Here is a 19634-nt window from a genome sequence, read left to right as displayed (position 1 = left end):
GAGACGGCCAAGCCGCCTCCCCTGCATTTCTTACGCGGGCAAATGCGCCCACGTCATGCAGTTACTTCTGCCAGCTCTTCACCAGCTCGTCGTAGTTGACGGTGATTGGCTTGTCCTTCTCGTTCTCGACCTTGAGCTGCGGCGCAAGGTTGCCCTTCGAGACGGCATCCTTGTTCCAGTATTCGAGATCGTGCTCTTCGGCCATCTTCGGTCCAATATCGCCCTGGACGCCGGATTTCTCGAGACGGGAGAGCACCTTCTCCTGGTCGGCGCAGAGCGAATCCATCGCTTCCTGCGGGGTCTTCGCACCGGACGACGCATCGCCGATGTTCTGCCACCAGAGCTGCGCCAGCTTCGGATAGTCCGGCACGTTGGTGCCGGTCGGGGTCCACTGCACGCGCGCCGGCGAGCGGTAGAACTCGATCAGGCCGCCGAGCTTCGGCGCCCGCTCGGTGAAGCTCTTGTCGTGGATGGTGGAGTCACGGATGAAGGTCAGGCCGACCTGGCTCTTCTTCACGTCGACCGTCTTCGACACCACGAACTGCGCGTAGAGCCAGGCGGCCTTGGCGCGGTCGGTCGGGGTCGACTTCAGCAATGTCCACGAACCAGCGTCCTGGTAGCCGAGCTTCATGCCGTCCTTCCAATAGACGCCATGCGGCGACGGCGCGACGCGCCATTTCGGCGTGCCGTCATCGTTCACGACCGGCAGGCCGGGCTTGGCCATGTCGGCGGTGAAGGCCGTGTACCAGAAGATCTGCTGGGCGATGTTGCCCTGCGAGGGGACCGGGCCCGATTCGGAGAAGGTCATGCCCTGCGCTTCCGGCGGCGCGTAGGCCTTCAGCCAGTCGAGATATTTCTGGATGGCATAGACCGAGGCCGGGGCGTTCGTGTCGCCGCCGCGTGCGGAGCACGATCCGACAGGACGCGAATTCTCGTCGACCTTGATGCCCCATTCGTCGACCGGCTTGCCGTTCGGGATGCCCTTGTCGCCGTTGCCGGCCATGGAGAGCCACGCATCGGTGAAGCGCCAGCCGAGCGACGGGTCCTTCTTTCCGTAGTCCATGTGGCCATAGACTTTCTTGCCGTCGATCTCGCGGCCGGTGAAGAACTGAGCGATGTCCTCATAGGCCGACCAGTTGACCGGCACGCCGAGGTCGTAGCCATACTTGGCCTTGAAGTCGGCCTTGTTCTTCTCGTCGTTGAACCAGTCGTAGCGGAACCAGTAGAGGTTGGCGAACTGCTGGTCGGGCAGCTGGTAGAGCTTGCCGTCCGGCGCGGTGGTGAACGACTTGCCGATGAAGTCGTCGACGTCGAGCATCGGATCGGTGACGTCCTTGCCCTCGCCGGCCATCCAGTCGGTCAGGTTGCGCGCCTGCTGATAGCGCCAGTGCGTGCCGATGAGGTCCGAGTCGTTGACCCAGCCGTCATAGAGGTTCTGCCCGGTCTGCATCTGGGTCTGGATCTTCTCGACGACATCGCCTTCCTGGATGACGTCATGCGTGACCTTGATGCCGGTGATGGCGGTGAAGGCCGGCGCAAGCACCTGGGATTCATACTGGTGCGTGGTCAGCGTTTCCGACACGACCTTGATTTCCATGCCGGCGAACGGCTTGGCGGCGTCGATGAACCACTGCATTTCCTTTTCCTGATCGGCGCGCGAAAGCGTCGACAGGGGGCCTATCTCCTTGTCGAGAAAGGCTTTTGCCTCATCCATTCCGGCATAGGCGTGGCCCGCGCCCAGCAATAGGACAAGGGCGGTCGTTGATGTTAGAAATTGCCGTCGCATGTGTCTCCTCCAGTCTTAAGTTGTGAAGTGCGATCCGGGGCGGCCGCCAGCACGCGGCCGCTCCGACTTTTTCCCCCTCTATACGTATCGGAACACGCCAATGGCGTAGACCACGGAGAGAGCGAGAGCCCACCACAGGTTGGGTCCAACCAGACCCAGCCAAGCGAGATGGATGAAGGCGCTGCCGAGCAGCGAAACGAAGAGGCGGTCGCCGCGCGTCGTCTCGAAGCGCAGCAGGCCGACGCGCGGATTGCCGCCGGGCGAGACATATTCCCAAAAGCCCATGCCGCAGAGCATCAGCGCAATGACGACGAAGAAGGCGGCTGTCGGCCACGTCCACGCCATCCAGGAGAAGTCGAGATTCATGGCTTAGACCCTCCCCAAGGCGAAGCCCTTGGCGATATAATTTCGCACGAACCAGATCACGAGCGCGCCGGGGATCAGCGTCAGCACGCCGGCGGCGGCGAGTAGTCCCCAGTCCATGCCGGCGGCCGAGACGGTGCGTGTCATGGTGGCGGCGATCGGCTTGGCGTCGGTTGTCGTCAGCGTGCGCGCGATCAGCAGCTCCACCCATGAGAACATGAAGCAGAAGAAGCAGGCGACGCCGATGCCGCTCGCGATCAGCGGCATGAAGATCTTCACGAAGAAGCGCGGAAAGGAATAGCCGTCGATATAGGCGGTCTCGTCGATCTCCTTCGGCACACCGGACATGAAGCCTTCGAGGATCCACACCGCCAGCGGCACGTTGAACAGGCAATGCGCCAGCGCCACCGCGATATGGGTGTCGATGAGACCAAAGGCCGAATAGAGCTGGAAGAACGGCAGCGCGAACACCGCCGGCGGCGCCATGCGGTTGGTGAGCAGCCAGAAGAACAAATGCTTGTCGCCGAGGAAGCGGTAGCGCGAGAAGGCATAGGCGGCCGGCAGCGCCACCGCCACCGATATCACCATGTTCATCACCACATAGGTGATCGAATTGATGTAGCCCGAGTACCAGGACGCGTCGGTGAAGATGATCCTGTAATTGCGCAGCGTCGGCTCGTGCGGAAAGAGCGTCAGCGACGACACGATCTCCTGGTTGGTCTTGAAGCTCATATTGATGAGCCAGTAGATCGGCAGGAGCAGCACGATGATGTAGAGCGTCGGCACGATCCACCACCAGCGCGATTCCTCGCCGCGGCGGCGCATCAACTTCGCCACCTCGTCCTGCGACAGCGTGCTGCCGACTTCGGTGATCGCTGTTTCGCTCACGCGTGTCGTCTCGTTGGCGCCTGTCATCTCAGCGCTCCGCGTCGTAATTGGTCATCACGGTGTAGAACACCCACGACAACAACAGGATGATCAGGAAGTAGACCAGCGACATCGCCGCTGCCGGTCCGAGGTCGAACTGGCCGAGGGCCGTCTTGACGAGGTCGATGGAAAGGAAGGTCGTCGAATTGCCGGGACCGCCGCCGGTGACGACGAAGGGCTCGGTGTAAATCATGAATGAGTCCATGAAGCGCAGCAGCACGGCGATCAAAAGCACGCGCTGCATCTTCGGCAGCTGGATGTAGCGGAACACCGCCCAGCGCGAGGCGCCGTCGATCTTGGCCGCCTGGTAGAAGGCATCCGGAATGGAGACCAGGCCGGCATAGCAGAGCAGCACGACAAGGCTCGTCCAGTGCCAGACATCCATGATGATGACCGTGACCCAGGCGTCGAACGGGTCCTGGACATAATTGTAGTTGAAGCCCAGCGCATTGACGTAATAGCCGAGCAGGCCGATGTCGTTGCGGCCGAACACCTGCCAGATCGTGCCGACGACGTTCCACGGGATCAACAGCGGCAGCGCCATCAGCACCAGGCAGACCGGCACGCCCCAGCCCTTCTTCGGCATGTTGAGCGCGATGAAGATGCCGAGCGGCACCTCGATCGCCAGGATGATGAAGGAGAAGATCAGGTTGCGCACCATCGCTTCCCAGAAGCGGTCGGAGTGCAGCAATTCCTCGAACCACTCGGTGCCGGCCCAGAAGAAGACGTTGTTGCCGAACGTGTCCTGTACCGAATAATTGACCACGGTCATCAGCGGGATGACGGCCGAGAAGGCCACCAGCACCAGAACCGGCAGGACAAGGAACCAAGCCTTGTTGTTCCAGGTCTTGTCCATCTAGGCCCCCATCTCTACGCGCCAGGAATCGGCATAGATGTTGATGCCAGCCGGATCGAAGCGGACTTTCGGGTCGGCAGGCACCTCGTCGTCCTCGCCGATCACCGCGGCAATCTCCTTGCCTTCCAGATTGGCGCGCACGACCTTGTGGCGGCCGACGTCCTCGACCTTGGAAACCTGCACCGCCATGCCTTCGCGGCCGAGCCGCACATATTCGGGACGGATGCCGAGCTCGACGGCGCCGGCTTCCGGCTTTCCGGTAACAGTCTGGGGCACGCCCGGCAGCTCGATGCGCTGCGCGCCGAGCTTCGCCGTCCTGCCTTCCAGCGCGACCGGCAGCACGTTCATGCCCGGCGAGCCGATGAAATAACCGACGAAAGTGTGGCGCGGCCGCTCGAAGAGTTCGGCCGGCGTGCCGATCTGCACGATCTCGCCGTCATACATGACCACGACGCGGTCGGCGAAAGTCAGCGCTTCGGTCTGGTCATGCGTGACATAGACCATGGTGTAGCCGAAGCGGCGATGCAGATGCTTCAATTGCGAACGCAGCACCCATTTCATGTGCGGGTCGATCACCGTCAGCGGCTCGTCGAACAGGATGGCGTTGACGTCCGAGCGCACCAGGCCGCGACCGAGCGATATCTTCTGCTTCTGGTCGGCGGTGAGCCCGCGCGCCTTCTTCTTCGCCAGCGAAGCGAGATCGATCATGTCCAGCGTCTCGCGCACCTTGCGGTCGACGTCCGCCTCCGGCACGCGGCGGTTGCGCAGCGGGAAGGCCAGATTGTCGTAGACGGTCATGGTGTCGTAGATGACCGGGAACTGGAACACCTGCGCGATGTTGCGCTCCTGCGTGGACAGATTGGTGATGTCCCGGCCGTTGAACAAAAGCTGGCCGTGCGAGGGATGCAGCAATCCCGAAATGATGTTGAGCAAGGTGGTCTTGCCGCAGCCCGACGGCCCGAGCAGCGCATAGGCGCCGCCATCCTCGAAGATGTGATGCACTTCCTTCAGCGCGAAATCCGAATCCTTCCGTGGATTGGGCAGATAGGAGTGGCGGATATGGTTGACGTCGATGCGCGCCATCTGATCCTCCTCAGGCCGCCAGCTTCGACGCCGTCACGGCGCGGCCGTTGTGGTCGAACACCAGGATGTGGCGCGGGTCGATGAACACCTCGACCTCGTCGTCCGTCTCAAAATCGAGGATGCCATGCGCCAGCATCACCCAGCGCGCATCGGCGAAATCGAGATGGACGAAGCTTTCCGAGCCGGTGATCTCGGTGATGGTGACCTTGGCCCGCACCGGCACCGCGCTGGCGTTCGGCCGCTCCAGCGACAAATGATGCGGCTGGAAGCCGATCGTGTAGCTGGCGTCCGAAATGCCGGCGAGTTCCGGCGGCACCGGCAGCTTGACGCCGCCTTCGAGCAGGAAGTCCGAGCCCTTCTTGGATAGCACGATGGTGTTGAGCGGCGGATCGGCGAAGGTCCTTGCCGTCACCAGATCGACCGGCTTGCGGAAAACCTCGACGGTCGGTCCGAATTGGGTGACGCGGCCCTCCGAAAGTGTCGCCGTGTTGCCGCCCAGCAGCAGCGCCTCATGCGGCTCGGTCGTGGCATAGACGAAGATCGTGCCCGCGGCGGCGAAGATCTTCGGCAATTCGGCGCGCAATTCCTCGCGCAGCTTGTAGTCGAGATTGGCGAGAGGCTCGTCGAGCAGCACCAGGCTGGCGTTCTTGACGATGGCGCGTGCAAGCGCCGTGCGCTGCTGCTGACCGCCCGAGAGGTTGAGCGGGGTGCGGTCGAGGTAAGGCGTGAGCTTGAGAAGCGCGGCGGCATTGCGCACTTCCTTGTCGATCTTGCCCTGCTCCACGCCGGCGACCCGGAGCGGCGAAGCGATGTTCTCGTAAACCGTCATCGCCGGGTAGTTGATGAACTGCTGGTAGACCATGGCGACATTGCGCTTCTGCACCGGCTGCCCGGTAACGTCCTTGCCGTCGAACCAGACCGAGCCGGACGTCGGCGCGTCGAGACCCGCCATCAGCCGCATCAGGCTGGTCTTGCCGGAAAGCGTCGGCCCCAGCAGAACATTCAGCGAGCCGTGCTGAAGCGTCAGCGACACGTCGCGGATATGCTCCTGCGCACCGATCGTCTTCGTCACGTTCCTCAGTTCCAGCATCACGCCTCCTCCCAGGCCTTGCGCTTCAGCAGTCGATCGTCATTCCGCCGCCGCGACGTGACGGCTGCTCAGCCCTCGCATGAATTCTTCCAGTGCCGCCGTCTGCTCGCGGCTGAAATGCAGGCCGCGCTTGGTGCGGCGCCATAGCACGTCCTCGGCGGTGACCGCCCATTCGTTCTCGGCGAGATAGCGAACCTCAACCTCGAAAAGATCGGCGCCGAAATTGCGGCCAAGATCAGTATTCGACTTGGCGAGCCCGAGCAGCTTCTCCGCGCGCGTGCCGTAGAGCCGCGTGAACCGGCGCGCCAGCCTCTGGTCGAGGAACGGATAGGTCTTTTTCAGCCTGGCGACCTGCGCGTCGAAACCGGTGGCTGGAAAATCACCGCCCGGCAGCGGCGCGTCATGCGTCCAAGGCTTGCCGCGCTTGCCGAGAAAGCCTTCGACCTTCTCAAGCATCGATTCCGCAAGCCGACGGAAGGTCGTGATCTTGCCGCCGAAGGCGTTGACAAGCGGAGCGACGCCCTCCCCGCCATCGGCCTTCAGCACATAATCGCGCGTCGCTTCCTGCGCCTTGGAGGCCCCGTCGTCATAGAGCGGACGCACCGCCGAATAGGTCCAGACGATGTCGGAGCGCTTCACGGCGACCGCGAAATATTCGCTTGCCGCGGCGCAAAGATAGTCGATCTCGGCGTCGGAGATCTTCACATCGTGCGGGTCGCCTGGATAGTCGCGGTCGGTCGTGCCGATCAGCGTGAATTCTTCCTCGTAGGGAATGGCGAAGATGATGCGGCCGTCCTTGTTCTGGAAGAAATAGGCGCGCGGATCGTCGAACTTCTTGGCGACGACGATGTGGCTGCCTTGGACAAGACGGACATTGTGGACTTCGTTCTGGCCGACGGCTGTCTGCAGAACGTGATCGACCCACGGGCCGGCGGCGTTGACGAGAAGCCGCGCGCGAACCTCTTCGGTGTCGCCAGTCAGCACGTTCTGCACCTTGATGGTCCAGGTCGGACCGTCTCGGCGCGCGCTGACGACCTTGGTGCGGGTGCGGATGATGGCGCCCCGGTCGGCGGCATCACGAGCGTTCAGCGCCACCAGGCGAGCGTCATTGACCCAACCATCCGAATATTCGAAAGCCTTGTGGAACAACGGCTTGAGCGGCTTGCCTGCCGGATCGCTCGCCATGTCCAGCGTCTTCGTCGCAGGCAGCAGCTTGCGCCCCCCGATGTGATCGTAGAGGAACAGCCCGAGCCGGATCAGCCAGGCGGGCCTCAGGCCCTTGGCGTAAGGCAGGACGAAGCGCATCGGCCAGATGATGTGCGGCGCGTTCTTCCACAGAACCTCGCGCTCCATCAGCGCCTCGCGCACCAGCCGGAACTCGTAGAATTCGAGATAGCGAAGCCCGCCATGGATAAGCTTGGTCGAGCCGGAGGACGTCCCGCTCGCCAGATCGTTCATCTCGGCAAGGTAAACCGAAAATCCGCGGCCAACGGCGTCGCGGGCGATGCCGCAGCCATTGATGCCGCCGCCGATGACGAAAATGTCTTGGATCGGGGATGTGTCCAAAAGTTCCTCCAACGATTTCGCATTGCACCATTTTTGTGTTTTACGAAACCGTGACGGAATTATTTCGAACTCAAAGCGAATGTCAAACGAAATTTCATGGCTGCGTGAAACAGCCGTGAAGCGCCGCTATTCGAGCGCCGTCTCGATCAGCCGGACCTCGGTCTCCTCGCAAATCCGGCGAATCGAGGGGATGTCGCAACGATCGGTGATGAAGGTATTCACCTGCGAAAGATGGCCGATCCGGACAGGCGCCGTGCGCTCGAACTTGGTCCGGTCGGAGACCAGGATGACGTGGCGCGCATTGGCGATGATCGCCTGCGCCACCTTCACCTCGCGGAAATCGAAATCGAGAAGCGCACCGTCATGATCGATGGCCGAGGCGCCGATGACGGCGTAGTCGACCTTGAACTGGCGGATGAAATCGACGGCCGCTTCGCCAACGACACCGCCGTCGGAGCCGCGCACCACGCCGCCGGCGATCACCACCTCGATCGTAGGATAGATGCGCATCCTATTGGCAACATTGATGTTATTGGTGATGACCATCAGCCCGTTGTGGTCGAGCAGCGCTTTGCTGACGGCCTCGGTGGTGGTGCCGATATTGATGAACAGCGAAGCATTATCCGGGATCAACCGCGCCGCCGCGCCGCCGATCGCCTCCTTCTCGTCGGCCGCGATCTTGCGCCGCGCCTCGTATTCCATGTTCTCGATCCCGGATGGGAACAGCGCGCCGCCATGGACGCGGGTGAGCAGCCGCTGATCGCACAGATCGTTGAGGTCCTTGCGGATGGTCTGCGGCGTCACATTGAAATGCGTCGCCAGATCCTCGACCAGAACCCGGCCGTGGTCTTTCGCCATCTGGATGATTTCGGCGTGGCGTGGCGAAAGAAACATCCGGCGTCCCTCCATTTTCGTTTTTCTCCTCTATATCGGAAAACGAAAGCGAAGAAAAGGTATGAGCCGGCTAACGAAAATCACCTGATTGCAAAAGGCAAACCAGCGCGGAACGCGTCCGCCGCCTCAGGACGGACGCCGGGCAATCTCGGTTATGACGTCGAACGCGGCGTCGACATCGGCCGCCGTCGCCTCGAACTGCCCCGCCTGAAAGCGGATCGCCACGCGGCCATCGACCCGCGTTTGCGTCAGGTAAATGCGGCCGTCGGTGTTGATGGCGTCGACCAAGCGCAGATTGTGCTCATCCGGATCGGTACCCGATGGCGCTTCGTGCCGGAATGAGAACAGCGACAGCATCGGCTCGCTGACGAGCTCGAAATCCTTTTCCCTGGCGAGGCGCGCTGCCAGTCCTTCGCTCCAGGCGACATGATTGCGGATCATGGCGCGCAAGCCCTCGAGGCCATAGGCCCGCAGCAGGAACCAGAGTTTCAGCGCGCGGAAACGGCGCCCGAGCGGCACTGACCATTCCGAATAGTTGATGATGCCGTCGTGCCCCAACGTCTTCAAAAACTCCGGCTTTATGGCCAGCGTGCGCACCAGGTCTTCCGGCTGACGAACAAACTGGATCGAGCAGTCGAACTGCGCCCCGAGCCACTTATGTGGATTGAAGACGATGGAATCGGCGCCTTCGACGCCTGCCCAGAAATGCCGGTATTCCGGGCAGATCATCGCCGATCCGGCCCAGGCGGCGTCGACATGCAGGTAAAGCCCGTGCCGCTCCGCGACCGCGGCCACCGCGGCGATGTCGTCGGTGCCGCCAATGCTGGTGCCGCCGACGCAAGCGATGATGCCTGCGGGCAGCAGGCCGGCCGCGCGATCGGCGACGATTGCGGCATCAAGCGCGGCCGGATCCATGGCACGAAAACGTCCTGAGACCGTGATGCGGACGAGGTTCTCCTCGCCGATGCCTGAGACCCAGATGGCGCGGTCGATCGAGGTATGGACCTGGTCGGAGGAATAGACGCGCAGCTTGCCCTGTCCGGCCAGCCCCTTTTTGTTGCCCTGCCAGTCGAGCGCCCGCTCGCGCATGGTGAGCACCGCCGCAAGCGTCGCCGACGAGGCCGAATCCTGGATGACGCCGGAAAAGCCCTCGGGGAGGCCAAGCGCCTGGCGCATCCAGTCGACGATGCGCGTCTCGAGCTCGGTCGCCGCCGGCGAGGTCTGCCACAGCATGCATTGCGCGGCCATCGCCGAGACCAGATACTCCGCCACGACCGAGACCGGCGCCGCATTGGCGGGGAAATAGGCGAAGAAGCGCGGATGCTGCCAATGCGTCATGCCCGGCACGATCTTTTCTTCGAAATCGGCGAAGATCTTTTCCATCGGTTCGGCCGTTTCGGGCGGCGAAGCCTCGATGCTCCGGAGGATCTCGCCCGGCGCGATTGCCGGCCGCACCGGACGGTCGCGCAGGCCAGCGCGGTAATCGGCGCCCCAGTCGGCCGCCCGCCTCGACCAGTCGCGGAATGTTTCGTTGTCCATCTATCCTCCCGACCCCAGCCGCAATGCAGCGGGTAAGCCAGCTAAATGCCCAACCGGCCGCGACGTGCGGACCCTAACCGGGGAAATCCGGCAGGCTGGCAAAGGCCGACTTCAGAGCGTTCGACCAGCCGTCGGAAATGGTGCGGTAATAGGGATCGTCCTGGCCGATGCGCCTGTTGAGCCCAACCTTGAAGCTGTCGTTCTCCAGGAACAGCAGATCGAGCGGCAGCCCGACCGAAAGGTTCGATTTCAGCGTCGAATCGAAAGACACCAGAAGCAGCTTCACCGTTTCGGCCAGGCCCATTGTCCGGTCATAGGCACGGATGATGATCGGCTTGCCGTATTTCGTCTCGCCAATCTGGAAGAAAGGCGTGTCATCGGTCGACTCGATGAAATTGCCTTCCGGGTAGATCATGAACAGCCTGGGCGGGCTGCCCTTGATCTGGCCGCCCAGGATGAAGGAGGCATTGAAGTAGGAATCCGCCTTGTCGCCGTTCGGCGAGGCATGTTCGATGACTTCCTTGACCGTATCGCCGACCAGCCGCACCGTCTGGTACATGGATGGCGTTTCGAGCAGCTTCGGATGACGGTCGCCAACGGCCTTGTTGCGCTCGTCGAGCAGGCTGACCACGGCTTGCGTCGTGGCCAGGTTGCCCGCCGACATCAGCACGATCACACGCTCACCAGGCTCTTCCCAGACGTGCATCTTCTTGAAGGTCGAGATCGAATCCATGCCGGCATTGGTGCGCGTGTCCGACATGAACACGAGCCCGCGATCGATCTTGAGGCCGACGCAATAGGTCATGATTCTTCTTTAGCAGCGAATCTCGTCGGAAATTACTGCTCTACCGTGACGGTGACGGCAAGCTTCTCTTGCGCCTGCCCCAGCAGTATCCCCGAGACAGGCGAGGCGTCGCGATAGTCGCGCCCCGTCGCCACCCGCACATAGCGTTCGTCGGGAGAAATACCGTTGGCCGGATCAAAGGCAACCCATCCGAGCCCCACGACATAGGCCTCGGCCCAGGCATGGCTGGCGGCCTGCTCGACGGCGGCATCCATCATCAGATAGCCGCTGATATAGCGGGCCGGAAAGCCAAGCGCGACGGCCGCGGCGATGAAGATATGGCTGTGGTCCTGGCAGACGCCGGATTTGAGCGCCAGGGCCTCTTCGGCCGGCGTCACGACGCTGGTCGCGCCTGGCTTGTAGGCGACGCGTTCGCGGATCGCGCCCATCAGCGCGTGGAGCCGCTCGATTTCCGTCCCCTGCCCGACCTTGCCGGCCAGTTCACGAATACCGTCGCCGGCGGCGGTGAGCGGCGTCTGCTGCGCGAACAGCCAGAGCGGCGCGTAGCCTTGATGCGGGCCCGTCACGCCCGCCGTGTCATGCGTCGTCACCTCTCCCTGCGCCTCGACGACGATGGCGGTGTGGCCGCTCTCAGCGCTCACCAGCCGCGTGTCGTTACCGAAATGATCGGTAAAGCGCACCTCCTCGCGTGCGCCTTCGACCTTGATCACCCAGGAGCCGACGGTCTGCGTACGCCCGCTCAGGGGCAGCAGGCGCAGCCGCTGCAGCAGATATTGCACCGGCGCATCGTAGCGGTACTCGGTGCGATGGGTGATCTTGAGCCGCATGACGCCCGCCCTCAGCCCCGCTCAATGGAACCGGTAATCCTGGGCGATCTCGTCGCCCAGCCTGGTGTTGTCGCGAATGAACTCGGCCAGGAACTCGTGCAGGCCGTGATCGAATATGTCCTTGATCGAGCCTCGTCTGAGCAGCGCCTGAATCTTCTCGGCCGTGGCGTGGCAGGCATGGCGCTCGCCATAGTCGTCGGCGAGGAATTTCAGGTGCTCGCCGAGGAAGCGATAGCAGAAGGTCAGCGAGCGCGGCATGCGCACATTGAGGATCAGATAGTCCGCGATATTCGTCGGCTTGTAGTCGGCCTCATAAACCCAGCGATAGGAGCGGTGCGCCGACACCGAGCGCAGGATTGACTCCCACTGGTAATTGTCCAGCGTCGAGCCGACCCAGGACAGCGAAGGCAACAGCACATAATACTTCACGTCGAGGATGCGCGCCGTGTTGTCGGCGCGTTCGACATAGGTGCCGAGCTGCGAGAAATCGAATATTTCGTTGCGCAGCATCGTGCCGTAGAACGAGCCGCGGATCAGCGCCGTCTCGCGCTTGATGGCATCGAGCACCGTCGGCAGGTCGCGCTCGTCGATCGGCCTCGCCAGCATGCGCTTCAGCGACATCCACGCTTCGTTGATGCTTTCCCAGGTCTCGCGCGTCAGCGCCGTTCGCACCATGCGGGCATTGTTGCGTGCCGTCTCGATCGACGACATCGTGCTCGACGGGTTCGAGGTGTCGCGCAGCAGGAAGTCGGAGACGTTGGCGGCGGTATAGTCCTGGTATTTCTGCGAGAACGCATAGTCGGAGCCGGCGCTGAGCAGCACCGAATTCCATTCCTCCGACGCGTTCTGCGTGCGCGTTAGCGCCATACGCAGGCCGGCATCGACGAGGCGCGCCATGTTTTCGGCCCGCTCTATATAGCGGTTCATCCAGTAGAGACCGTTTGCGGTGCGGCCGAGAAGCATGTGGATTTGCCTAGTGAATGGTGAATAGTGAATGGTGAATAGTGAGTAGTACCCAGCAACACTTCGTCATTGCCATCCTCTCGTAACCAGGCATCCGACCATTCACCATTTTACCATTCACCATTCACCGCTCTAGTCGTCGAGTACCCACGTATCCTTGGTGCCGCCGCCTTGTGAGGAATTGACCACCAGAGAACCCTCTTTGAGGGCAACACGCGTTAGCCCACCCGGCACGATCTGGATTCGGTCCGAGACCAGCACGTAGGGCCGAAGATCGACATGGCGCGGCGACAGGCCCTTTTCGGTCAGGATCGGACAGGTCGACAGCGCCAACGTCGGCTGGGCGATGTAGTTCGAAGGCTTCGCCTGCAGCTTCTTGGCGAACTCCTGGCATTCCTTCTTGGTGGCAGCCGGGCCGACCAGCATGCCGTAGCCGCCGGAGCCGTGCACTTCCTTGATCACCAGCTCGCTGATGTGCTCGAGCACATATTTGAGGCTGTCCGGCTCCGAGCAGCGCCAGGTCGGGATGTTGCCTAGAATGGCCTTGCGGCCGGTGTAGAACTCGACGATCTCCGGCATGTAGGAATAGATCGCCTTGTCGTCGGCGATGCCGGTGCCCGGCGCGTTGGCGATGGTGATGTTGCCGGCGCGGTAGACATCCATGATGCCCGGCACGCCGAGCGCGGAGTCCGGGCGGAAAGTCAGCGGATCGAGGAAAGCGTCGTCGACGCGCCGATAGAGCACGTCGATCTGCTTGTAGCCCTCGGTCGTGCGCATCGCGACATGGCCATCGACGACGCGCAGATCCTGCCCCTCGACCAGTTGTACGCCCATCTGGTCGGCGAGGAAGGCATGCTCGAAATAGGCCGAGTTGTAGGAGCCTGGCGTCAGCACCGCGATGGTCGGCGCGCCCTTGGCGCTTTGTGGCCTGACCGCTGCGAGCGACTGGCGCAGGAGCTGCGGATAATTCTCGACCGGCCGCACCTTGATCTTCTGGAACAGCTCCGGAAAGAGCTGCATCATCGTCTCGCGGTTCTCCAGCATGTAGGAGACGCCGGACGGCGTGCGGGCGTTGTCCTCCAGCACGTAGAACTCGTTCTCCGATATGCGCACGATGTCGACGCCGATGATATGGGTGTAGACACCGGCAGGCGGCTTCACCCCGATCATCTCGGGCAGGAAGGCCTCGTTCCTGGCAACGAGATCCCTCGGCACGCGACCGGCCCGCAGAATCTCCTGGCGGTGATAGATGTCGTCGAGAAAGGCGTTCAGCGCCTGCACACGCTGCTCGATGCCTTGCGTCAGCCGGCGCCATTCGTGGCCGGAGAGGATGCGCGGCACGATGTCGAAAGGGATCAGCCGCTCGGAAGCTTCCTGCTCGCCATAGACGGCAAAGGTGATACCGGTTTTGCGGAAGACACGCTCGGCGTCCTGCATTTTCTGGGTAAGCCTGGCCGGGTCCTGCTCCTTCAGCCAGCGATCATAAGCCTCATAAGGTCTTCTCAATCCGGAAACTTCCGGAAGCATTTCATCGAAGGCTGCCAATCGAGTACTCCCCTCTGAGACCATTTCACTGGCCTCGCCGGAGAAAATCAAGCGCAATCGATGATTTAGGAAGCCGTGACGGCCACTCTATGCAAATTGCCTAAATTTAAGGCACAGGCGGCAAGGTCGGGTCAGCCCCTGCTTGCCGGCGGGGCATCGCCCGACCGGTCAGAACGCCCGGAAGGTCACGATGGTGAAGGTGTCCTTGATTCCGGGCAGGATCTGTACCCGCTCGTTGACGAAGTGACCGACGTCTTCCTCGTCGTCGACGTAGAATTTGGCGAGCAGGTCGTAATTGCCGGCGGTCGAGTAGATCTCGGAGGCGATCTCGGCGTCGGCAAGCGCGCTGGCGACCTCATAGGCCTTACCGAGGTCGCACTTGATCTGCACGAAAAATGCCTTCATTGCCCGGTCCTGCCGCCTGCATCGTGAATAAGCGGCCCTTGTGGCAGACTGCCGCCCGGCTTTCAAGCTTCACGCGCCGCGCAACTCAAAGAGTGGCTGATCCCGCCTCCCGGCGCTGAAATGGCGAAATCTTCGCAGGTCGGTGAAACCGCGCCCTGCCGCGACGCGTATGTTAGAGTCGTTCGCCAGGCGATTTACCGGGAGGCAGCCCATGCGCCGAGCATTGTTCGCGTTAGCTCTTGTTCCAATGTTGATGACCTCGCTTGCCTTCGCCGGTAATGCGGAGGTCAAGGCCGCGCAGACGGTTATCGACAGCCAGCTGAAGGCCTTCATCGCCAATGACGGCGCCGCCGCCTACAGTTTCGCCGCGCCCAATGTGAAGGAGATATTTCCGACCGTCGACACCTTCATGAACATAGTGACCAACGGCTACGCGCCGGTGCGAAAGCCCCAATCCTATTCCTTCGGCAGGGCCGAGCAGACCGGGCCCGGCTCGATCGTCCAGCAGGTGCTGATCGTCGGGCCCGACGGTAAGGATTACGAGGCGGTCTATACGCTGCAGCAGCAAGCGGACGGCAGTTTCAAGATCACCGGCTGCAGCTTGCGCGCCTCGGCCTCGGTCAGCACCTGAGCAATTCCGGGAAGGCGCGCGACGGCCGGAATTTGGCCGGGCCCACTCTCAATCCCGGCGCTGATACAATGTCCAGGCCAGGCCCGAAAGACCCCAGCTCGTCGAGGCGTCGACACGCTCATAGGCCGACCTGCAGGTCGGCACGGCCTCGAGATGTTGTGGCTGCCGGTCGATAGGCCCCTTGAGGATCAGCCAGGACGGACGCTCATATTTTGTCTACGGAGACAAACGATGCCTGGCGCCCAAGGCGTTTGGCAAAATAATCGACGGTCATCACGGTCCGGAATTCCTGGTTGGTGGCGTAATTCGCCGCGCCGTCACGCGTCATTCTGTCCACCACCGCTGCGTAGGCCCCCCGCGCGCCGAGCACCCGCAGAACGAGGCCGGCCACCCCGATGACCGCGACGGCCAGCAATACCGCTCCAGTCCATTGTTGGAAGGCGGCTGCAGGCTCGCGGGAGCCGCTAGCACGGCTGGTTTGTGCCTCACCCGACACCGAGGCTTGCTCCGAGACGAGCAAGGTCTGCGCCTTCGCCTGAAATCATCCCGGCAATCTATACAATCGCAGTCGTTTCAAAATGGTTCGCGCCCTCAAGCGGAGGCTTGAGGGTCTCGGGTCGCCTCAGCACATAAACCGGTGTTCAGTAGCGAGCCCGGCCGCCGGACATGTCGAATACCGCGCCCGTGTTGAAGCTGACGGCATCGGAGCAAAGCCACAGCACCAGCGCCGCAACCTCGTCGACGGCGCCAAGGCGCTTGAGCGGACTTGCGCCGATCATGTCGCTGACGACTTGATTGCCAAGTCGCCTGATAAGGTCGGTATCGATCGGCCCCGGCGCGACGCAATTGACGCGAATATCGGTGTCATTAACTTCGCGCGACAAGGCTTTGGTGAAAGCGATAATACCTGCGCTCGCCGCCGAATAGGCTGCAAGATTGGGCAATCCCTCCTTGCCGGCCAGCGACCCCATATTGACGACGCGGCCGCTGCCGGTCTTGCGCATGAACGGCAAAACCTGATGTGTGACCTCAAACGTGCCGATGAGGTTGACTCCGATGATGCGCTGCCACTCGGCCGGCTCGAAAGCCTCGAAGCTGCGAAAGGACCCGAGGTAGCCGGCATTGTTAACGAGAATATCGACCCGGCCGCTCTCGGCGATCACTTCGCTCAGGGCTTTTCCGATATCGCCTGCCTTGGTTACATCCACAGTTTGGCTGCGCGTTCCGTCGAGTGGCACCGGATCGGCATCCCATATCCAGACGTCGCATCCCGATCGTGCCAGTTGCATGGCCACGGCCTTGCCGATGCCCCTCGACCCACCGGTCACGATCGCCGTCTTGCCGGCGAAATCGAACGTCACAGCCATGGCTGATCCCTCAAGACAGGATTCTGCTCCCGGGCAGAACGTCCGTCAATCGGCGGGACCAGCGGCTAGATCGCCTGGATGTCGCCCCTCGCCCAGCCTTCGGCGATCTCGGCGGCGCGCGCTTCAAAAGCCCGCGCCTCGATGGCTGCCCGGATGTCCTGCATGAGCTTCTGATAATAGGACAGGTTGTTCCAGGTCAGCAGCATGGCGCCGAGCGCTTCCTGCGAGCGCACCAGATGATGCAGATAAGCGCGCGAGTAATCGCGCGCCGCCGGGCAATCGCTTTCCTCGTCGAGCGGCCGCGGATCGTCGGCGTGGCGGGCATTCCTGAGATTGACCTTGCCGCGCCGCGTATAGGCGAGGCCATGGCGGCCGGCGCGCGTCGGCATCACGCAGTCGAACATGTCGATGCCGCGCGCCACCGATTTCAATATATCGTCCGGCGTGCCGACGCCCATCAGGTAGCGCGGTCTGCGCGCCGGCAGCTCCGGGCAGGTGATGTCGAGCATCTCCAGCATCACTTGCTGCGGCTCGCCGACAGCCAGCCCGCCGACGGCATAGCCTTTGAGGTCCATCGCCTTCAGCGCCTGCGCCGAACGCACGCGCATCGGCGCGCTGTCGCCACCCTGGACGATGCCGAACATCGCCTTGCCCGGCTGGTCGCCGAATGCCGCCTTGCATCGCTCGGCCCAGCGCAGCGACAATTCCATGGCGCGCTCGATCTCGTTGGGCTTGGCCGGAAGCGCCGTGCACTCGTCGAGCTGCATCTGGATGTCGGAATCGAGCAGTCCCTGGATCTCGATCGACCGTTCCGGCGACATTTCATAAGGCGCGCCGTCGATATGCGAGCGGAAGGTGACGCCCTGCTCAGTCAGTTTCCTGAGCTTCGACAGCGACATGACCTGGAAGCCGCCGCTGTCGGTCAGGATCGGATATGGCCAGCGCGCAAACTCGTGCAGGCCGCCAAGCCGGGCGACGCGCTCGGCGCCGGGCCGCAGCATCAGATGATAGGTGTTGCCCAAAATGATGTCGGCGCCGACGCCGCGCACCTGGTCCATATACATAGCCTTGACGGTGCCGCCGGTGCCGACCGGCATGAAGGCCGGCGTGCGGATTTCGCCGCGCGGCATCGAGACAAGACCGCGCCTGGCCTTGCCGTCGCTGGCAAGCACCTTGAAGGAAAAAGTCTCAGCCATTGAATTCCTTGTCGTGCACCGGCGCATCGGGCGCCTGCTCGTCGAGCGACTGGCGGTAGCGGATGCAGCCGCGCATGAATTTCGGCCATGGCGGCACGGCGATCGACGGCTCGGTCTTTTCTGGCAAAAGGTCCCAGAGGACGGGATGATGCCAGCACAGATCATGCCCGGTCGTGTCGCGATGCGCGCGGACGCCGGCGCGCAGCTTTCTCACTTCCGCGAGCAGCCTGTCGCGGTCCATGCCGTCGAGATCATCGTCCATCGCTCGTCTCCGCTCGGTAAAGCAGGCTGGCGTCGCCATAGGAGTAGAACCTGTAGCGGTTCTCGATGGCATGCGCATAGGCCGAGCGCATCGTCTCCAGCCCGCTGAAGGCCGAGACCAGCATGAACAGCGTCGAGCGCGGCAGATGGAAATTGGTCATCAGCATGTCGGCTGTGCGGAAGCGATAGCCGGGCGTGATGAAGATGTCGGTCGGTCCGGACCAGGGCTCTATCCTGCCGTCCGCGCGAGCCGCGCTCTCCAAAAGCCGCAGTGATGTCGTGCCGACGCAGATGATCCGCCCTCCCCGCGCCCTGGCCGCGTTGAGCGCCGCCGCCGTCTCGGCACTTACCGAGCCGGTCTCCGCATGCATCTTGTGGCCGGCCGTGTCGTCGGCCTTCACCGGCAGGAAGGTGCCGGCGCCGACATGCAGTGTGACGAAGCGGCGCTCGATGCCCTTGGCGTCGAGCGCGGCAAACAGCGCTGGCGTGAAATGCAGCCCGGCGGTGGGGGCAGCGACCGCGCCCTCTTCCCTGGCATAGATGGTCTGGTAGTCGGCGCGGTCGCGCTCGTCGTCGTCGCGCTTCGAGGCGATATAAGGCGGCAGCGGAATGTGGCCGACGGCATGCAGCGCCTCATCGAGGAACGGCCCGGAAAGGTCGAAACCGAGCAGCGCCTCGCCTGCCTCGCCCTTTTCGAGCACCGTCGCGTCGAGCTGGCCCAGGAAGCAGGAACTGCCGTCATGACCGAAATGGATGCGGTCGCCGGCGGCGATGCGCTTGCCAGGCCGCATGAAGGCCTGCCAGCGGTCCGGCGCCACGCGCATATGCAGCGTCGCCTCGACCTGCGCCACCGCCTCGCCGCGCTTGCGCATGCCCTTCAGTTGCGCCGGGATGACCTTGGTGTCGTTGAACACCAGCACGTCGCCTTGCCTTAGCAGCGAAGGCAGGTCGCGGACAATGCGGTCCTGCAATGGTTCGCCCGGCTCGACGACCAGCAGCCTGGCGCTGTCGCGCGGTTCCGCCGGACGAAGCGCGATGCGCTCCTCCGGCAGCTCGAAGTCGAACAGGTCGACACGCATCAGAAAAGCCGAATGAGCAGCGCCCCGGCGAGCAGCATTACCGCGCCGGCGACGCGGCCGAGCGAGATTTCGCGCACCGCCACGCCAAGGAAGCCGACGCGGTCGATCAGCATGCCGGCGAGCAACTGCCCGGCGACCAGGAAGGCCATCAGGGCCGCAGCGCCGATGCGTGGTGTCAGAATGGTGGAGAGCGTGACATAGAAGCCGCCGAGCATGCCGCCGGCGATGAACAGCCAGGGCGCCGGCGCCTTCCAGTCGAGCGAAATGCCCTGCAACCTCACCACCGCGAAGGCAATGATGCCAAGGACGATGGCGCCCGACAGGAACGAAAACGCCGCGGCGGCCACGGGAAGGCCGAGGCCGCGCGCCAGTTGCGAATTGATCGGCGCCTGGATGGCGATGAAGGCGCCGGACAGGATGCCGAGCAGGGACCAGACTGCGCCCATCATCG

21 protein-coding genes are annotated in these 19634 nt (G+C 62.9%); 1 reads left to right on the top strand and 20 read right to left on the bottom strand.

The window, feature by feature from the left end:
- Window positions 1-61: 61 nt before the first annotated feature.
- The 14 genes from EJ069_RS07200 to EJ069_RS07135 all read right to left on the bottom strand — a co-directional run bounded on the left by EJ069_RS07200 (window position 62) and on the right by EJ069_RS07135 (window position 14649).
- Window positions 62-1786 carry an ABC transporter substrate-binding protein gene (locus EJ069_RS07200; RefSeq protein ID WP_126060711.1) on the bottom strand — a complete coding sequence of 575 codons (1725 nt, stop codon included), beginning with the start codon at window positions 1784-1786 and terminating at the stop codon, window positions 62-64.
- A gap of 78 nt (window positions 1787-1864) precedes the next feature.
- Window positions 1865-2152: a DUF2160 domain-containing protein gene (locus tag EJ069_RS07195; RefSeq protein ID WP_126060710.1), complete on the bottom strand. Its 288-nt coding sequence runs from the start codon at window positions 2150-2152 to the stop codon at window positions 1865-1867.
- 3 nt (window positions 2153-2155) lie between these two features.
- A complete protein-coding gene (locus EJ069_RS07190; protein WP_126060709.1) occupies window positions 2156-3064 on the bottom strand; it encodes a carbohydrate ABC transporter permease in 909 nt (302 codons plus the stop codon).
- 1 nt (window position 3065) lies between these two features.
- The gene (locus tag EJ069_RS07185; RefSeq protein WP_042642628.1) at window positions 3066-3932 is read right to left on the bottom strand and encodes a sugar ABC transporter permease; all 867 of its coding nucleotides are present in this window, start codon (window positions 3930-3932) and stop codon (window positions 3066-3068) included.
- Window positions 3933-5015 carry an ABC transporter ATP-binding protein gene (locus EJ069_RS07180; protein WP_126060708.1) on the bottom strand — a complete coding sequence of 361 codons (1083 nt, stop codon included), beginning with the start codon at window positions 5013-5015 and terminating at the stop codon, window positions 3933-3935.
- Window positions 5016-5025: 10 nt separating this feature from the next.
- The gene (locus tag EJ069_RS07175) at window positions 5026-6105 is read right to left on the bottom strand and encodes an ABC transporter ATP-binding protein (protein ID WP_126060707.1); all 1080 of its coding nucleotides are present in this window, start codon (window positions 6103-6105) and stop codon (window positions 5026-5028) included.
- A 39-nt stretch (window positions 6106-6144) separates the two neighbouring features.
- Complete coding sequence (glpD, locus tag EJ069_RS07170; RefSeq protein WP_126060706.1) at window positions 6145-7671, bottom strand: glycerol-3-phosphate dehydrogenase; 1527 nt, start codon at window positions 7669-7671, stop codon at window positions 6145-6147.
- Between the two features lie 126 nt (window positions 7672-7797).
- Window positions 7798-8565 carry a DeoR/GlpR family DNA-binding transcription regulator gene (locus EJ069_RS07165; RefSeq protein WP_126060705.1) on the bottom strand — a complete coding sequence of 256 codons (768 nt, stop codon included), beginning with the start codon at window positions 8563-8565 and terminating at the stop codon, window positions 7798-7800.
- A 126-nt stretch (window positions 8566-8691) separates the two neighbouring features.
- The gene (locus EJ069_RS07160) at window positions 8692-10104 is read right to left on the bottom strand and encodes a pyridoxal-dependent decarboxylase (RefSeq protein ID WP_126060704.1); all 1413 of its coding nucleotides are present in this window, start codon (window positions 10102-10104) and stop codon (window positions 8692-8694) included.
- Window positions 10105-10177: 73 nt separating this feature from the next.
- Entirely contained in the window at window positions 10178-10909 is a 732-nt protein-coding gene (locus tag EJ069_RS07155) for a peptidase (protein ID WP_126060703.1), read from the bottom strand.
- A 32-nt stretch (window positions 10910-10941) separates the two neighbouring features.
- Window positions 10942-11736: a transglutaminase family protein gene (locus EJ069_RS07150; protein WP_126060702.1), complete on the bottom strand. Its 795-nt coding sequence runs from the start codon at window positions 11734-11736 to the stop codon at window positions 10942-10944.
- A gap of 21 nt (window positions 11737-11757) precedes the next feature.
- On the bottom strand, window positions 11758-12699 hold the full coding sequence (locus EJ069_RS07145; protein WP_126060701.1) for an alpha-E domain-containing protein: 942 nt from the start codon (window positions 12697-12699) through the stop codon (window positions 11758-11760).
- 132 nt (window positions 12700-12831) lie between these two features.
- The gene (locus tag EJ069_RS07140) at window positions 12832-14244 is read right to left on the bottom strand and encodes a circularly permuted type 2 ATP-grasp protein (protein WP_042642643.1); all 1413 of its coding nucleotides are present in this window, start codon (window positions 14242-14244) and stop codon (window positions 12832-12834) included.
- A 168-nt stretch (window positions 14245-14412) separates the two neighbouring features.
- On the bottom strand, window positions 14413-14649 hold the full coding sequence (locus tag EJ069_RS07135) for an Lrp/AsnC family transcriptional regulator (protein WP_027166286.1): 237 nt from the start codon (window positions 14647-14649) through the stop codon (window positions 14413-14415).
- A 211-nt stretch (window positions 14650-14860) separates the two neighbouring features.
- Here EJ069_RS07135 and EJ069_RS07130 point away from each other — a divergent pair, with 211 nt between their 5' ends.
- On the top strand, window positions 14861-15280 hold the full coding sequence (locus tag EJ069_RS07130) for a DUF4864 domain-containing protein (RefSeq protein ID WP_126060700.1): 420 nt from the start codon (window positions 14861-14863) through the stop codon (window positions 15278-15280).
- 205 nt (window positions 15281-15485) lie between these two features.
- Here the strand turns inward: EJ069_RS07130 and EJ069_RS07125 are convergent, their stop codons facing one another.
- The 6 genes from EJ069_RS07125 to EJ069_RS07100 form a co-directional block, all read right to left on the bottom strand.
- Entirely contained in the window at window positions 15486-15695 is a 210-nt protein-coding gene (locus EJ069_RS07125; RefSeq protein ID WP_126060699.1) for a hypothetical protein, read from the bottom strand.
- A gap of 226 nt (window positions 15696-15921) precedes the next feature.
- Window positions 15922-16647, bottom strand: a complete 726-nt coding sequence (locus tag EJ069_RS07120) for an SDR family NAD(P)-dependent oxidoreductase (RefSeq protein ID WP_126060698.1) — start codon at window positions 16645-16647, stop codon at window positions 15922-15924.
- Between the two features lie 65 nt (window positions 16648-16712).
- Window positions 16713-17843, bottom strand: a complete 1131-nt coding sequence (gene tgt, locus EJ069_RS07115; protein ID WP_126060697.1) for a tRNA guanosine(34) transglycosylase Tgt — start codon at window positions 17841-17843, stop codon at window positions 16713-16715.
- A complete protein-coding gene (locus EJ069_RS07110) occupies window positions 17836-18105 on the bottom strand; it encodes a hypothetical protein (RefSeq protein ID WP_126060696.1) in 270 nt (89 codons plus the stop codon). The genes tgt and EJ069_RS07110 overlap by 8 nt, the downstream gene beginning before the upstream one ends.
- Window positions 18095-19183, bottom strand: coding sequence for a tRNA preQ1(34) S-adenosylmethionine ribosyltransferase-isomerase QueA (queA, locus tag EJ069_RS07105; protein ID WP_126060695.1), 1089 nt, complete (start codon window positions 19181-19183; stop codon window positions 18095-18097). The genes EJ069_RS07110 and queA overlap by 11 nt, the downstream gene beginning before the upstream one ends.
- On the bottom strand, window positions 19183-19632 hold the full coding sequence (locus EJ069_RS07100) for a DMT family transporter (RefSeq protein WP_126060694.1): 450 nt from the start codon (window positions 19630-19632) through the stop codon (window positions 19183-19185). The genes queA and EJ069_RS07100 overlap by 1 nt, the downstream gene beginning before the upstream one ends.
- Between the last annotated feature and the right edge of the window lie 2 nt (window positions 19633-19634).

The sequence above is a fragment of the Mesorhizobium sp. M2A.F.Ca.ET.043.05.1.1 genome, from assembly GCF_003952445.1.
Lineage (GTDB): Bacteria > Pseudomonadota > Alphaproteobacteria > Rhizobiales > Rhizobiaceae > Mesorhizobium.
The sequence above is the reverse complement of the archived record's forward strand: the minus strand, read 5'-3'. Positions and strand labels throughout refer to the sequence as shown.

Excerpts from the sequence above, each read along its gene's own strand:
- EJ069_RS07200 (WP_126060711.1), bottom strand. The coding sequence starts at position 1,786 with ATGCGACGGCAATTTCTAACATCAACGACCGCCCTTGTCCTATTGCTG.
- EJ069_RS07195 (WP_126060710.1), bottom strand. The coding sequence starts at position 2,152 with ATGAATCTCGACTTCTCCTGGATGGCGTGGACGTGGCCGACAGCCGCC.
- EJ069_RS07190 (WP_126060709.1), bottom strand. The coding sequence starts at position 3,064 with ATGACAGGCGCCAACGAGACGACACGCGTGAGCGAAACAGCGATCACC.
- EJ069_RS07185 (WP_042642628.1), bottom strand. The coding sequence starts at position 3,932 with ATGGACAAGACCTGGAACAACAAGGCTTGGTTCCTTGTCCTGCCGGTT.
- EJ069_RS07180 (WP_126060708.1), bottom strand. The coding sequence starts at position 5,015 with ATGGCGCGCATCGACGTCAACCATATCCGCCACTCCTATCTGCCCAAT.
- EJ069_RS07175 (WP_126060707.1), bottom strand. The coding sequence starts at position 6,105 with ATGCTGGAACTGAGGAACGTGACGAAGACGATCGGTGCGCAGGAGCAT.
- EJ069_RS07165 (WP_126060705.1), bottom strand. The coding sequence starts at position 8,565 with ATGTTTCTTTCGCCACGCCACGCCGAAATCATCCAGATGGCGAAAGAC.
- EJ069_RS07160 (WP_126060704.1), bottom strand. The coding sequence starts at position 10,104 with ATGGACAACGAAACATTCCGCGACTGGTCGAGGCGGGCGGCCGACTGG.
- EJ069_RS07155 (WP_126060703.1), bottom strand. The coding sequence starts at position 10,909 with ATGACCTATTGCGTCGGCCTCAAGATCGATCGCGGGCTCGTGTTCATG.
- EJ069_RS07150 (WP_126060702.1), bottom strand. The coding sequence starts at position 11,736 with ATGCGGCTCAAGATCACCCATCGCACCGAGTACCGCTACGATGCGCCG.
- EJ069_RS07145 (WP_126060701.1), bottom strand. The coding sequence starts at position 12,699 with ATGCTTCTCGGCCGCACCGCAAACGGTCTCTACTGGATGAACCGCTAT.
- EJ069_RS07135 (WP_027166286.1), bottom strand. The coding sequence starts at position 14,649 with ATGAAGGCATTTTTCGTGCAGATCAAGTGCGACCTCGGTAAGGCCTAT.
- EJ069_RS07130 (WP_126060700.1), top strand. The coding sequence starts at position 14,861 with ATGCGCCGAGCATTGTTCGCGTTAGCTCTTGTTCCAATGTTGATGACC.
- EJ069_RS07120 (WP_126060698.1), bottom strand. The coding sequence starts at position 16,647 with ATGGCTGTGACGTTCGATTTCGCCGGCAAGACGGCGATCGTGACCGGT.
- tgt (WP_126060697.1), bottom strand. The coding sequence starts at position 17,843 with ATGGCTGAGACTTTTTCCTTCAAGGTGCTTGCCAGCGACGGCAAGGCC.
- EJ069_RS07110 (WP_126060696.1), bottom strand. The coding sequence starts at position 18,105 with ATGGACGATGATCTCGACGGCATGGACCGCGACAGGCTGCTCGCGGAA.
- queA (WP_126060695.1), bottom strand. The coding sequence starts at position 19,183 with ATGCGTGTCGACCTGTTCGACTTCGAGCTGCCGGAGGAGCGCATCGCG.
- EJ069_RS07100 (WP_126060694.1), bottom strand. The coding sequence starts at position 19,632 with ATGATGGGCGCAGTCTGGTCCCTGCTCGGCATCCTGTCCGGCGCCTTC.